The organism is Maribacter sp. MS6, assembly GCF_056839185.1.
Genome location: NZ_CM166389.1, coordinates 1955596 through 1968496, shown reverse-complemented (window position 1 = coordinate 1968496; position 12901 = coordinate 1955596). Strand labels below are relative to the sequence as shown.

Sequence of the window (12901 nt, the reverse complement as noted above, 5' to 3'; positions counted from 1 at the left end):
ATAAAGGCGATTGAACATATTATTTACCAATACCTAAAGTCAAAATTAACATATTATGGAGCACTAAAGCACCCTGTTTTCAGGGAGTTTATTAAAATACCTGAGTCTTGTGTTGAATTTACCTTTACATCAGAGCTTGATCCGAAGTAGAATTTTTAGATGAAACTGAAATCAAAACCATGTATTAAGGTTTGATGGAACGATTTACTAGTCGTAAATTAGAGCACGAAACACGTCAAAAGTACTCCATATAAAAGTAGCTAGGTATTTTGGATGGTGATGAACCAAAAATAGTAGTACGTATAAAAATTATCCTATGGAAAAGTATGTAATTAAGGTCAATGATAGCGAATTTAAGCTAAGTAAGGCCGATTTGGACCACTTGGATTTGCAGCGGTTGAATGCTGACGAATTTCATGTGCTAAGCAAGCATACCGCCTATGACGTAGCGTTAACCGATGTAGACTTTTCTAATCGAATGTTAAGTTTACGTATTAACGGTAATACATACGATATAAAAATCAGTGATAGCTATGACCAATTGGTAGACCAAATGGGGCTCTTATCCGGAGCTTCCCAAAAAGCACGGAATATAAAGGCACCGATGCCAGGGTTGATTATGCATATTTTGGTTGAAGGTGGACAAGAGATTGTAGAAGGGACTCCCTTATTAGTGCTTTCTGCCATGAAAATGGAAAATCAAATTTTGGCCCAAGGGGCGGGTACCATTAAATCGATAGAAGTAAAGGTAGGTGATACCGTAGATAAGGGACAATTGATTATTGAGATGGACTCTTAGTAGAGCTTGCCCAAGGATTATAGCGTCAAATCAACAGTAGTGAAAGAATTAAATAAATCCTCGCCTTCGCGGGGATTAAGTAAAGGGAAGCATGAAAAAAATACTTGTTGCCAATAGGGGCGAAATTGCCTTAAGAGTAATGAAAACCATTCGAAAGATGGGGATAAAAACAGTTGCCGTTTATTCCGACGCTGATCGTAATGCACCTCATGTAAAATTTGCCGATGAAGCGGTTCTGTTAGGTAAAGCGCCTTCTTCCGAATCCTATTTGGTGATGGATAAGGTAATTGAAGCCGCCAAACAAACAGGAGCAGATGGCATACATCCAGGCTACGGATTTTTAAGTGAAAATGCGGTCTTTGCACAATTAGTAGCAGATAATGGAATTACATTTATTGGTCCAAAAGCCCATGCGATTGAGGTTATGGGGAATAAACTGGCCGCAAAGGAAGCGGTGAAGTCCTATGATATTCCCATGGTACCCGGTATAGAAGAAGCTATTATGGATAAAGAACTTGCAAAGAAAGTTGCGGTAGAAATAGGCTTTCCTATTCTCATTAAAGCGGCTGCCGGAGGAGGAGGAAAAGGGATGCGTGTGGTAGCTAATGTGGAAGAACTTCCCGAACAAATGGATCGGGCTATTGGTGAAGCCGTGGCCGCTTTTGGTGATGGTGCTGTTTTTATAGAAAAGTATGTAGGCTCCCCACGTCATATAGAAATTCAGGTGCTGGCAGATACACATGGCACGATCGTTCATCTTTTTGAACGGGAATGTAGCGTGCAACGTAGGCACCAAAAAGTTGTAGAAGAAGCACCTTCCTGTGTGCTAACGCCAGAAATTCGTTCTGCTATGGGAGCAGCAGCTGTGCGTGTGGCAAAAGCATGTGATTATGTGGGTGCGGGCACGGTTGAGTTCTTGTTGGATGAAAATAAAAAGTTCTACTTCTTGGAAATGAACACACGGTTACAAGTAGAACATCCCGTAACGGAACTAATTACAGGATTGGATTTAGTGGAGCAACAGATAAAAATTGCGAGAGGGGAAGCGTTAGCCTTTGCACAATCCGATTTGACGATAAAAGGACATGCGTTGGAAGTGCGGGTGTACGCAGAGGACCCGCTAGAGAATTTTATGCCGAGTATTGGAACCCTGTCCACCTATAAAACGCCAAGCGGGGAAGGTATTCGGGTAGATGATGGTTTTGAGGAAGGGATGACAGTTCCAATGTTTTACGACCCAATGATTTCAAAATTGATTACGTACGGAAAAACTCGAGAAGAAGCCATACAGTTAATGGTACAGGCCATTGATGCCTACCAAGTAGAAGGAGTAGAAACGACCTTGTCTTTTGGAAAATTTGTATGTGAACATGAGGCGTTTATATCAGGTGATTTTGACACCCATTTTGTTCAACACCATTACCGTCCGGAAGCATTGACCTCCAAGTATGAAGAAGAAAAGAGAATAGCTGCCTTGGTAGGCTTGCAACTGTACTTGGAGCAGAAAGAAATGCTAAAAATACCAACGACTGCATCCCAAGATTGGAAACGAAATAGAAGCTAAAAGAAGATAAGAGTTGGAGTATGAGCGATAAAATAAAAAACTTGCAAGCCAAGCTAGCTGCTTCTAGAGCAGGCGGAGGAGAAGAACGCATAAAAAAGCAACACGCTAAAGGGAAGTTAACGGCTAGGGAGCGCATCCATTTTTTATTGGACGAGGGCTCTTTTGAAGAGCTAGGGGCTTTGGTTACCCATCGGACAACCGATTTTGGAATGGACAAACAAAAATTCTACGGTGATGGCGTAGTAACTGGTTACGGAACCATCAATGGTAGGCAGGTATGTGTTTTCGCTCAGGATTTTACGGTATTTGGAGGTGCCCTTTCAGAAACACACGCAGAGAAAATATGCAAGGTGATGGATATGGCGCTCAAAATTGGTGTTCCCATGATCGGCCTAAACGATAGTGGTGGTGCCCGCATACAGGAAGGGGTACGTTCCTTGGGCGGCTATGCAGATATCTTTCATAAAAACGTAATGGCGTCCGGGGTCATTCCACAAATCTCGGGAATCATGGGGCCTTGTGCCGGTGGGGCAGTGTATTCGCCGGCAATGACAGATTTCACGCTTATGGTAGAAAATTCTAGCTATATGTTCGTCACTGGTCCTAATGTGGTTAAAACGGTGACGAACGAGGAAGTAACATCGGAAGAGTTAGGAGGTGCGAATACCCATGCTACAAAGTCCGGAGTTACCCACCTTACAGCGGCGAATGATATGGAATGTATTGCCCAAATAAAAGATATGCTATCCTATATGCCCCAAAACTGTGAAGAGTTGCCGGCGTTAAAACCTATGGAATTTGGAAACGAGATTCGGGAAGAGCTGGAGCATATCGTTCCTGATAGCCCGAATCAGCCTTATGATATGCGCTTGGTCATCAAAGGGATAATAGACGAAAACTCGTTTTTTGAGATTCATAAAGACTATGCAGAAAACATCGTTGTCGGTTTTTCACGAATAGGGGGTAGGAGCGTTGGTGTCGTTGCTAACCAACCCAATAGTCTTGCGGGAGTTCTGGATGTGGATGCCTCAAAAAAAGCGGCCCGTTTTACGCGTTTTTGTGACTGCTTTAATCTTCCTTTATTGGTCTTGGTAGATGTGCCAGGTTTCTTACCTGGAACCGACCAAGAATGGAACGGGATTATTACCAACGGCGCAAAGTTGTTATACGCGTTAAGCGAAGCCACAGTACCTAAAATAACGGTGATTACCAGAAAAGCCTATGGTGGTGCCTATGATGTGATGAATTCCAAACACATTGGTGCAGACATGAACTATGCTTGGCCAGGGGCAGAAATTGCTGTTATGGGAGCAAAGGGCGCTAGTGAAATTATATTCAAGAAAGAGATACAAAAAGCAGCCGATTCGGAAGCGAAACTGGCTGAAAAGGAAAAGGAGTATGCTGACAAATTCGCTAATCCGTATAGTGCTGCGGAAAGAGGTTTCATAGATGAGGTGATACTTCCTAAGGATACACGAAGAAAACTCATTAAGGCATTTACCTTGTTAGAAAATAAGGTAACGTATTTGCCTAAAAAGAAGCATGGGAATATTCCACTCTAACGTCTTAACCTTAGATAATAATTAAGAAACATAGAAAAATCCGAGATAAAATTATAGTTTTCCTGTACTATATTAAGATGTTATTTATCGGTAAATAGTATAGTTGGTCTTGCTCGAAAGGGATACTGAAATAATTTAAAACAGCTCTTCTAATTTAAATTGCAATTCGAAAAATTAGGTTTGGGCAATACCCAAGTTGGTTCTGTGTATAAGTCAAACCAAAAGCAACTGACCACATTTTCCACGTTCCATCCACTAAGATCTTGGTTGAAAGCTGTTGAATAAAACATGCTATTCATCGAAGTGACCTTGCTTACGTCCCAAGAGCCGATATCTTGATTAAAATCGGACTCGGAAAACATGTATGCCATGCTTTTCACCGAACTTACATCCCAAGAGCCGATATCTTGATTAAAATCGGCATACCTAAACATACCAGTCATATCCGTTACTTCGCTTACATCCCAATTGCCAATAGCTTGGTTGAATGTTGTAAAAACAAACATGCGCTCCATAGTGGTTACCTTGTTCACGTTCCACATTGAGATTTTTTGGTTGAATGGCGAATAACTGAACATATAGGACATGTCGCTAACCTTGCCTACATCCCAATCACCTATATTTTGGTTAAAACTTGATTCTAGGAACATTTCGCTCATATTGGTAACATTGCTCGTATCCCAACTGCCAATATCAGGGTTTATTTTAAAACCTTTAAATAATCCTTTCATACTTGTTACTCTAGTGGTACAAAATCTTGTTACATCTTCGTTATTCTCAAGGGCTTCTCTTAATGTAATTTCATCTGCTATGATATATGTTGTACCGTTAATATCACCTTGGTCACCAATATTGGCCCAATCGTAACATGCTATAGTTATTCCGTTGGAAGCAAGATAAATAGGATTATCGTTGTGAGAAATGCTTGTTACTTCGACTTTTGTACAGGAGAAAATAATACCAAGAAAGAACAGCAGAAGAACCCTGTTAAGCATAGTTTTGGTGTTTTTAGGATAGCAATGTAGTTACGGATTTAAATCTAGAAAATGATATTGCTCATAAATGCAGTATAGTATAATTAAATTGTGGGTAAAAAAACTCTGAATGTTTCGTTTTTAACGGATACATCTAGGTAAAGGATTTCAGAATAAGTAAGTAACTTGCAAAACATAAAAATAACGCCATTTGCATTACGATTAGGCACTCTCAGTTTAAGGGATAAAACAGCTTTGGACGCTAAGATAAGCAGTGTAAGTTTTCAAGATTCCATAGAATGAATATATTGAACAACACTCAATAATTACGAAGCCCACATATTTCTCTATGTTTGTAAAGGATATGAAAAATACACTATTTAACGAATTTGAATCAGTCTCCGAAAAGGCCTGGAAACAAAAAATCCAGTACGACCTCAAAGGGGCAGATTACAATGATACTTTGGTTTGGGAATCGCCAGAAGGGATAAAAGTGAAGCCTTTTTACCATAGCGATTCCATGTCGGATAGCGGTTCAGAACCGTCTATTTTAGCACATAGTTGGTCTATTGGGCAAGAAATTTATGCAGGTAACGCTGCAATGGCCAATAAGAAAGCTATTAAAGCGCTACAAAGCGGAGCAGAACGGTTACAGTTTATCATTCCGTCAGAAGCGATTGTTATTTCCGAGGTGCTGAAGAACATCAATCTGGAACACACTTCCATTTATTTGAAGATGGAGTTTCTTTCGCAGGCCTATATTCAATCGGTTTTGCAGGTTGCTTCGGGTCATGAAGATGCCATTTATTTTAATATAGATATTATTGGAAATTTGGCGCGAACCGGAAACTGGTACAGCAGTCTAGAGAAAGATCATACAATTCTAGATACGATACTAAAAATGAATTCCGATCATGTTTTGAGCGTCGATGCTACATTGTATGAAAATGCAGGTGCGAATATGGTGCAACAATTAGCTTACGCCATGGCACATGCCAATGAATACTTAAATCACCTGGACCAGTCCAAAAGCCTCAACAAAATAAAATCAGTGGTTTTTAAAGTATCCGTTGGAGGAAATTATTTCTTTGAAATTGCAAAATTAAGGGCCTTGAGAATTCTTTGGGAACACCTGCTTTCGGTTTACGATGTACAGTTGAAGTGCCATATCATTGCCTATCCCTCCAAACGAAATAAAACGCTTTACGATTATAACGTAAATATGTTACGGACGACTACGGAATGTATGTCGGCAGTTTTGGGAGGTGCAAACACGGTCATTAATATGCCTTATGATGCCCTGTATCACAAGTCCAATAATTTTGGGGAGCGTATTGCGCTGAATCAGTTAGTACTCCTTAAAGAAGAAAGCTATTTTGATAAAGTGAACAATACATCGGATGGTTCCTATTATATAGAATCCCTGACAGAGCAGCTGGCAGAAAAAAGCTTGGCACTTTTAAAATCGATAGAAAAAGGAGGTGGATTCTTAAAACAATTAAAGGATCATACCATCCAAGAAAAGATAAAGGAATCGGCCAAGAAACAGCAAGAACGTTTCAATGAACAAGAGGAAGTGTTGGTCGGGACCAATAAATTCCAAAACGAGACGGATAAAATGAAAGGGAACTTGGAACTTTACCCTTTTGTAAAAACCAATGCGAGAAAAACCTTGTTAGAACCTATTATAGAAAAACGCTTGGCGGAAACTTTGGAACAAAAAAGATTGAAGGATGAGTAGAAAAAGCCTAGATAATCTTAGTTTAAGCAGGAAGACTGTCACCTCCAGCCCTTCGGGTTTGTTGAGGACAAGCTCCGTAGAGAAGCCTTACACAAATCTGGACGAAAGGTACGCTACTGCGGAAAACATCGACCTAAAAAAGACCTATTCCAAGTCGGATATTGCACCGCTTGAACACTTAAATTTTGCGGCAGGGATTCCACCCTATTTAAGGGGGCCGTATTCAACGATGTATGTTAGAAGGCCTTGGACAATTCGGCAATATGCCGGGTTCTCCACGGCACAAGAGAGCAATGCCTTTTATAGAAGAAATTTAAAAGGCGGACAAAAAGGATTATCCGTTGCTTTTGACCTGCCTACCCACAGAGGATATGATAGTGACCACGAACGTGTGGTAGGTGATGTAGGAAAAGCCGGAGTGGCCATTGATTCCGTGGAGGATATGAAACTCCTTTTCGATGGTATTCCCTTGGATAAGATGTCGGTTTCCATGACCATGAACGGTGCTGTACTGCCTATTATGGCATTTTATATTGTGGCTGCAGAAGAGCAAGGCGTTTCGCAGGATTTACTGTCAGGTACCATACAGAACGATATTCTAAAAGAGTTTATGGTGCGGAACACCTATATCTATCCACCTAAACCTTCCATGCAACTGGTAGCCGATATTTTTGAGTATACGAGCAAGTTTATGCCCAAGTTCAACAGTATCAGCATATCTGGCTATCACATGCACGAGGCTGGTGCACCAGCGCATATAGAATTGGCGTATACCTTGGCAGACGGACTAGAATACATTCGTACTGGAATAAAAGCGGGGTTACAAATTGATGATTTTGCACCTCGACTTTCCTTCTTTTGGGGTATTGGCATGAATCATTTTATGGAAATCGCCAAAATGCGCGCTGCAAGGATGCTATGGGCGAAATTGGTAAAACAGTTTAACCCTAAAAATGAAAAATCCTTGGCATTGCGGACCCATTGCCAGACCAGCGGATGGAGCCTTACGGAACAAGATCCCTTTAATAATGTGGCCCGGACCACCATAGAAGCAACGGCAGCCGTTTTTGGCGGCACACAAAGTTTACACACTAACGCTTTGGACGAGGCCATAGCCCTACCAACGGATTTTTCCGCACGAATTGCACGGGAGACACAAATATACTTGCAGGAAGAAACCAAGATTACTAGGACCGTGGACCCCTGGGCGGGCAGTTTTTATGTGGAGACCCTAACCCAAGAGCTTGCGGATAAGGCATGGGAATTGATGGACGAGGTCGAGGATTTAGGTGGAATGACGAAAGCCATTGAGGCCGGGATTCCTAAAATGCGAATTGAGGAAGCAGCTGCCAGGAAACAGGCGCGTTTGGATAGTGGTCAGGATGTACTGGTAGGGGTGAATAAATACCGATTGGAAGAAGAGGACGCGCTACAAATTTTGGAAGTAGACAACCAAGCAGTACGTAAACAACAGGTAGAACGATTGGAAACTATAAAGCGAGAAAGGGATACGAAGGAAGTGAACGCTTGTTTGGAGAACTTGACCGAAGCAGCTAAAAATAAAATGATGGAGAGCGGTACTGCGGATAATTTGTTAGCTTTAGCCGTAGAAGCCGCGAGGGCCAGAGCAACCTTGGGAGAGATCAGCGACGCCCTAGAAGTCGCTTTTGGAAGGCATAAAGCAGAAATAAAATCATTTACAGGAGTGTATTCAAAAGCGATAAAGGACGATAGTAGTTTTAAGAAAGCACAAGAACTCGCCGATGTTTTTGCAGCGCAGGATGGCCGAAGGCCGCGCATTATGATTGCTAAAATGGGTCAGGATGGGCACGACCGGGGCGCTAAAGTAGTAGCCACAGGTTATGCCGACTTGGGTTTTGATGTGGATATTGGTCCTTTGTTCCAAACCCCGCAGGAGGCCGCCAAACAGGCGGTGGAGAACGATGTGCATATTCTTGGTGTTTCTTCCTTGGCCGCGGGACACAAAACTTTGGTGCCTGCTGTGATAGAAGAACTCAAAAAGTACGGTAGGGAAGATATTATGGTCATTGTTGGAGGCGTAGTGCCCAAACAGGATTATCCATTCCTAATTGATGCCGGAGCTACGGCGATATTTGGACCTGGGACTAAGATAAGTGATGCGGCGATTGAAATATTAGAGCTGTTAATTGAGAGATAAAACAGTTTAAATTAAAAAGGCCCAAACAATTTTCTGTTTGGGCCTTTTTAGTATTAATAACCTTGATTAGGCCGCAGCCACTTCTACCTCACTTTTCTTTCTATTTTTCATCCAGAAGTATAGTATCGTAAAAAGAATGATTAAAAGGCCGGGGAAAATAGTCAGTTTTTCCATCGTATTCTGACCCGCTATCAATTCCAACTCATCACCAGTGAACCCTGCCGCCATAGCTTCAGCTTTATCGGCATCTATCCAACCTCCAATAACAGGTTGCACCGCGCCGGTCATAAACATTCCAATTGCACCAATAATCGACATTCCTAAAGCACCACTCTTTGGAATTTTATCGGCAACAAAACCAATCATATTTGGCCAAAACAGGGCGATACCAAAAGCAAAGATGATTGCAGCTACATAAGCCATTGCCCCGGTTTGCGTGCTAAATAAATATATACCTAAGGTAGCCAGAATAGCTGATCCCAAAAGTACTCCCGATACATTGAATTTTTTAACAAAATCACCTCCAAAAAATCGTGTAACCGCCATAAGTCCTGCTGTCAGGGCAAGTATGATCATTGGGTTAGCACCACTTTTGGATAATATTAATCCTACCCATTGGTTCGGGCCGAATTCGGATATCGCCGTTAGCGTCATACAGAATGCTATGAATATGAACAAGGGAGAAAATACAGATTTGAAATTTCCGGATAGCGTTGCTGCTTCTTCTACTTTTGCTTTTGGCCATTGTTGACCCCAAAATAGGACAGCGTAGATTACCGTAGGTATCATAATGATCCAAATTTGACTTTCCCAACTCATTCCTCCTCCAAGCTGAGTTCCAGAAAGATTTATACCATCCGTCATAAATCCGGAAATCAGACTCCCTACTGCTATACCACCAGGAAACCACATGTGAAAACGGTTCAACATTTTGCTCATCCGTGTGCCTTCGTAGGCATCGGCAATCATGGGATTACAAGCTGCTTCGGTACATCCGTTACCTAGTCCTATAAGTAGCGTGGAAATCAACAACCCCGTATAGCTGCCGGAGTAGATAGTCATTAGAATTCCGACTGCATGGGCAAAGAAGGCAAATTGCATAATTATTTTTCCACCTACTTTGTGGTAGATAAGGCCGCCAATAATCATAGCTATTGGAAACCCTAAAAACCACATGGAATTAATAAATCCTAATTGCTCACCAGAAAGGCTTAGTTCTTCACCTAATTGTGGCAAAATACCTGCCCTAATACTAAAAGAGAATGCTGTGGTAATCAACGCCAAACAGCTCCCATAAAACAGCCTGTTCGCATTTACTTTGGAATTTTCCATATTATATTAATTTTATTGGTTTGGTTAATATGCTAATCTAGTAAAAATGAAATTATTTTTATGGTTTTTAGTGTAAATCCTATTCTATGATATGAAACCTTAACATATTATCATATTTTTGTATCAAATATACATTTATCAATAGCTGTAAGTCAATGCATACTGAGATGAAGAAATTTTTACTTGGACTTGTCGTACTGTTTGGGGTTTCTTGCGGGGAGCATACAGACCGAGAAACAAAACTTGACGTAGCGGAAAGTACTTTACAAAAAATACCATCCGACTTTGATCCAGAAGCGAAACTGATGGAGTTGAATATCACTTTTCGTGACCAAGGAACTCCTGTTGCCAATTATGTACATGCCGTACGAACCGGAAATCTTATTTTCTTGGCAGGTAAAGGGCCTAAACAAGCCAATGGTGAGAATGTAGTTGGGAAATTAGGCGCTGACTTAACTGTGGAAGAGGGTTATGCCGCTGCTCGGGAGGTAGGTATTAATCAGCTATCGGTATTGAAAGCTGAATTAGGAAATTTGAATAAGGTAAAAAGAGTAGTGAAAGTTAAGGGGATGGTGAATGCATCACCAGATTTCAAGGACCATTCCAAGGTAATCAATGGTTATTCTGACCTAATGGTCGCTGTTTTTGGTGAGGCGGGCAAACACGCTAGAGCTGCGGTAGGTATGGGTTCTTTACCGGGTAATATGGCCGTGGAGGTAGAGATGATTGTTGAAGTGTATGAGCATTAAATATAAACTCAAGAGTCAAACACAAATACAAGTTCAAATACAAACGGGTATGTAGTAGTTAGTTTTAAGCGAAACACAAACTTCAATTGCAGTTGAGTCTTGTTTTACCAACTACAGCCCAAACCAAGAACTATTTAATTATCCCGTCCCAATCTATTTCCATTTCAAAAGGGTTCAACAAGGCATCTGTGAGAATACTTACACTGCGCCTATTCAGTTCTATACGTTCATCATATGTTTGGTCAATATACCAATCACTCCATTTTTCTTGAATCGTTTCAATAGGATAGTTGGGCCTTACAAGCTGGACTATGGAAGTAATAAAGGGCAAGGTGATTCCAGCGCCTGAGGCCGGTATTTTTTCCAATTCTGGGAAATAGGGTAAAAGTCCGGTTTTCCATTCGTGTTCAGAGACGATTCTATTGGGGTAAAACCAAGTCTGGTTGGCCCATTTAAAGGGAATTCCGGTAGCTTTTAGGATGCCTGTAGCGCCTATGCGCTGGATGGCGGTAAACGCAGCGTCCTTATTGTTAACATCGATAAAGGGCATGATGTACGCATTACTTTTTAACAGCGTATTTTGAACATTCCGTATCGATATTTCTGAAGGGTTCTTGTTTTCTAAGATGGATGTAGCCGCCAATGCACCGGCAGCCTGACCAATACCTAAGACTACAGGTTGTAATCTTGTAGCTCCGTTAACAATGTTGGATACGCTGATGTTCTTTTCTGCTACTATAAAATTCTCCACGCTTTCTGGAACCAAACTTCCTAAAGGGACATTGTAGCTAGGAACTTTTATATTAATGAAATCAATCTTTGGAGCGTCTGGGAATTTATCGTGATGATGGTCTATGGGGTAATCTCCTACGGCAATTCCTGTCCTGTAAAAATTAAAATCATAAGGTCTTTCTACATGATCTACGGTTAAGAAGGTTTTTCCCTTTGCCCTTCTAGCTTCTCGATCATACGGAATCATAGGAAAGTTGTCTTTGGTTGGGAATTCTTCCGCTATGCGTAAGTTTTTAAAGCCCAATTCATGTTGTATATAGTAGACAAATCCTTGGGTAAAAGCTTTGGCTTCCTTTAGTTTTTCTTGACGTTCCTTGATAGATAAATCTGGCCAGTTAACATAATAATCGTTCCCACAATTTGGCCAATTCATCATGTACTTATTGTTGGGTAGTTTTCCGTAAGTCAGCATTTGCTCACAGCTACTCACCCCACCGAACATCTCGCCATTTTCTCTTTTGCAGGCGCAAGCATAGGCTTCAGGGTCGTAGTTTCTTGGTTTCTTCACTAGCCCTTTTTTACCCTGAAAACGGCCAGGATCTGTTGAAACATCCTCTAATATTAAAACATAAGTCAAATCCTGCACAATAGTATTTCTTGTTTCCGGAGCCTCCGTTTCGCCTGTATCGTTCTTCGCGTCCATTCCTAATCTAAAATCGGCACCTACTAAAGGCAACAATTCTCCAATTTCGGTAGCATCAATCAGTAGTTTAGCGGAGGTGGTGTAGGTTTTTTTATTTTTTATATAGGTTACATGCCATCCTTCTCCTTCTTTTTTTACTGCCGTGTATACGGCATTAAAAGCAATGTCTAAATTTGGAATAGCAGCCATTTCTTGAAGGAATTTGTTTCCTATGGACGGCTCAAATAAAGTATGACTTACCCAGCCAGTAGCCAGTGCTGCCGCTCCACCGTAATGGTCACGTAATTTTTGACGAAATTCTCCCCATATACCAGAAGGCATTTCATGATTGCCATCGATTGCAGAAACACCTGCCGAAGTTAGCATGCCGCCTAACCAGGGCGTGGCCTCTATAATTTGAACTCTTACGCCCATTCGCGCCGCCTGTATTCCCGCAGAAGTTCCACCGGCACCGCCTCCGATAATCAAAATATCTACTTGGTTTTGAGCACTGCTCATCGAAACACAAAACAGGAAAAGAAAAAAGAATTTTAGATTTTTAACGGGAAGCTTTCGTATCATGCCCA

9 protein-coding genes are annotated in these 12901 nt (G+C 41.3%); 6 read left to right on the top strand and 3 right to left on the bottom strand.

Annotated elements, in window-relative coordinates:
* Positions 1-316 precede the first annotated feature (316 nt).
* From MS6x_RS08700 to MS6x_RS08690, 3 genes are all read left to right on the top strand, one after another.
* Positions 317-799 carry an acyl-CoA carboxylase biotin carboxyl carrier protein subunit gene (locus MS6x_RS08700; protein ID WP_482606888.1) on the top strand — a complete coding sequence of 161 codons (483 nt, stop codon included), beginning with the start codon at positions 317-319 and terminating at the stop codon, positions 797-799.
* Between the two features lie 91 nt (positions 800-890).
* Complete coding sequence (locus MS6x_RS08695) at positions 891-2363, top strand: acetyl-CoA carboxylase biotin carboxylase subunit (protein ID WP_482606887.1); 1473 nt, start codon at positions 891-893, stop codon at positions 2361-2363.
* A 20-nt stretch (positions 2364-2383) separates the two neighbouring features.
* Positions 2384-3925: an acyl-CoA carboxylase subunit beta gene (locus MS6x_RS08690; RefSeq protein ID WP_482606886.1), complete on the top strand. Its 1542-nt coding sequence runs from the start codon at positions 2384-2386 to the stop codon at positions 3923-3925.
* A 149-nt stretch (positions 3926-4074) separates the two neighbouring features.
* Here MS6x_RS08690 and MS6x_RS08685 read toward each other — a convergent pair whose 3' ends face one another.
* On the bottom strand, positions 4075-4920 hold the full coding sequence (locus tag MS6x_RS08685; protein ID WP_482606885.1) for a BspA family leucine-rich repeat surface protein: 846 nt from the start codon (positions 4918-4920) through the stop codon (positions 4075-4077).
* A gap of 343 nt (positions 4921-5263) precedes the next feature.
* On the opposite strand from MS6x_RS08685, the gene MS6x_RS08680 reads away from it, so the two are divergent.
* Both MS6x_RS08680 and scpA read left to right on the top strand, forming a co-directional pair.
* Positions 5264-6640, top strand: a complete 1377-nt coding sequence (locus tag MS6x_RS08680) for a methylmalonyl-CoA mutase subunit beta (RefSeq protein WP_482606884.1) — start codon at positions 5264-5266, stop codon at positions 6638-6640.
* Positions 6633-8819 (top strand): methylmalonyl-CoA mutase, encoded by a 2187-nt coding sequence (gene scpA / locus MS6x_RS08675; protein WP_482606883.1) that lies wholly within the window; start codon positions 6633-6635, stop codon positions 8817-8819. The genes MS6x_RS08680 and scpA overlap by 8 nt, the downstream gene beginning before the upstream one ends.
* 66 nt (positions 8820-8885) lie before the next feature.
* Here scpA and MS6x_RS08670 read toward each other — a convergent pair whose 3' ends face one another.
* Complete coding sequence (locus MS6x_RS08670; RefSeq protein WP_482606882.1) at positions 8886-10151, bottom strand: MFS transporter; 1266 nt, start codon at positions 10149-10151, stop codon at positions 8886-8888.
* A 167-nt stretch (positions 10152-10318) separates the two neighbouring features.
* Here MS6x_RS08670 and MS6x_RS08665 point away from each other — a divergent pair, with 167 nt between their 5' ends.
* Positions 10319-10900 (top strand): RidA family protein, encoded by a 582-nt coding sequence (locus tag MS6x_RS08665; protein WP_482606881.1) that lies wholly within the window; start codon positions 10319-10321, stop codon positions 10898-10900.
* A gap of 130 nt (positions 10901-11030) precedes the next feature.
* Here MS6x_RS08665 and MS6x_RS08660 read toward each other — a convergent pair whose 3' ends face one another.
* On the bottom strand, positions 11031-12896 hold the full coding sequence (locus tag MS6x_RS08660; protein WP_482606880.1) for an FAD-dependent oxidoreductase: 1866 nt from the start codon (positions 12894-12896) through the stop codon (positions 11031-11033).
* Between the last annotated feature and the right edge of the window lie 5 nt (positions 12897-12901).

What these genes read in the sequence shown, in the direction of transcription:
- MS6x_RS08700 (WP_482606888.1), top strand. Translation starts at nt 317, where the DNA reads ATGGAAAAGTATGTAATTAAGGTCAATGATAGCGAATTTAAGCTAAGT.
- MS6x_RS08695 (WP_482606887.1), top strand. Translation starts at nt 891, where the DNA reads ATGAAAAAAATACTTGTTGCCAATAGGGGCGAAATTGCCTTAAGAGTA.
- MS6x_RS08690 (WP_482606886.1), top strand. Translation starts at nt 2,384, where the DNA reads ATGAGCGATAAAATAAAAAACTTGCAAGCCAAGCTAGCTGCTTCTAGA.
- MS6x_RS08685 (WP_482606885.1), bottom strand. Translation starts at nt 4,920, where the DNA reads ATGCTTAACAGGGTTCTTCTGCTGTTCTTTCTTGGTATTATTTTCTCC.
- MS6x_RS08680 (WP_482606884.1), top strand. Translation starts at nt 5,264, where the DNA reads ATGAAAAATACACTATTTAACGAATTTGAATCAGTCTCCGAAAAGGCC.
- scpA (WP_482606883.1), top strand. Translation starts at nt 6,633, where the DNA reads ATGAGTAGAAAAAGCCTAGATAATCTTAGTTTAAGCAGGAAGACTGTC.
- MS6x_RS08670 (WP_482606882.1), bottom strand. Translation starts at nt 10,151, where the DNA reads ATGGAAAATTCCAAAGTAAATGCGAACAGGCTGTTTTATGGGAGCTGT.
- MS6x_RS08665 (WP_482606881.1), top strand. Translation starts at nt 10,319, where the DNA reads ATGAAGAAATTTTTACTTGGACTTGTCGTACTGTTTGGGGTTTCTTGC.
- MS6x_RS08660 (WP_482606880.1), bottom strand. Translation starts at nt 12,896, where the DNA reads ATGATACGAAAGCTTCCCGTTAAAAATCTAAAATTCTTTTTTCTTTTC.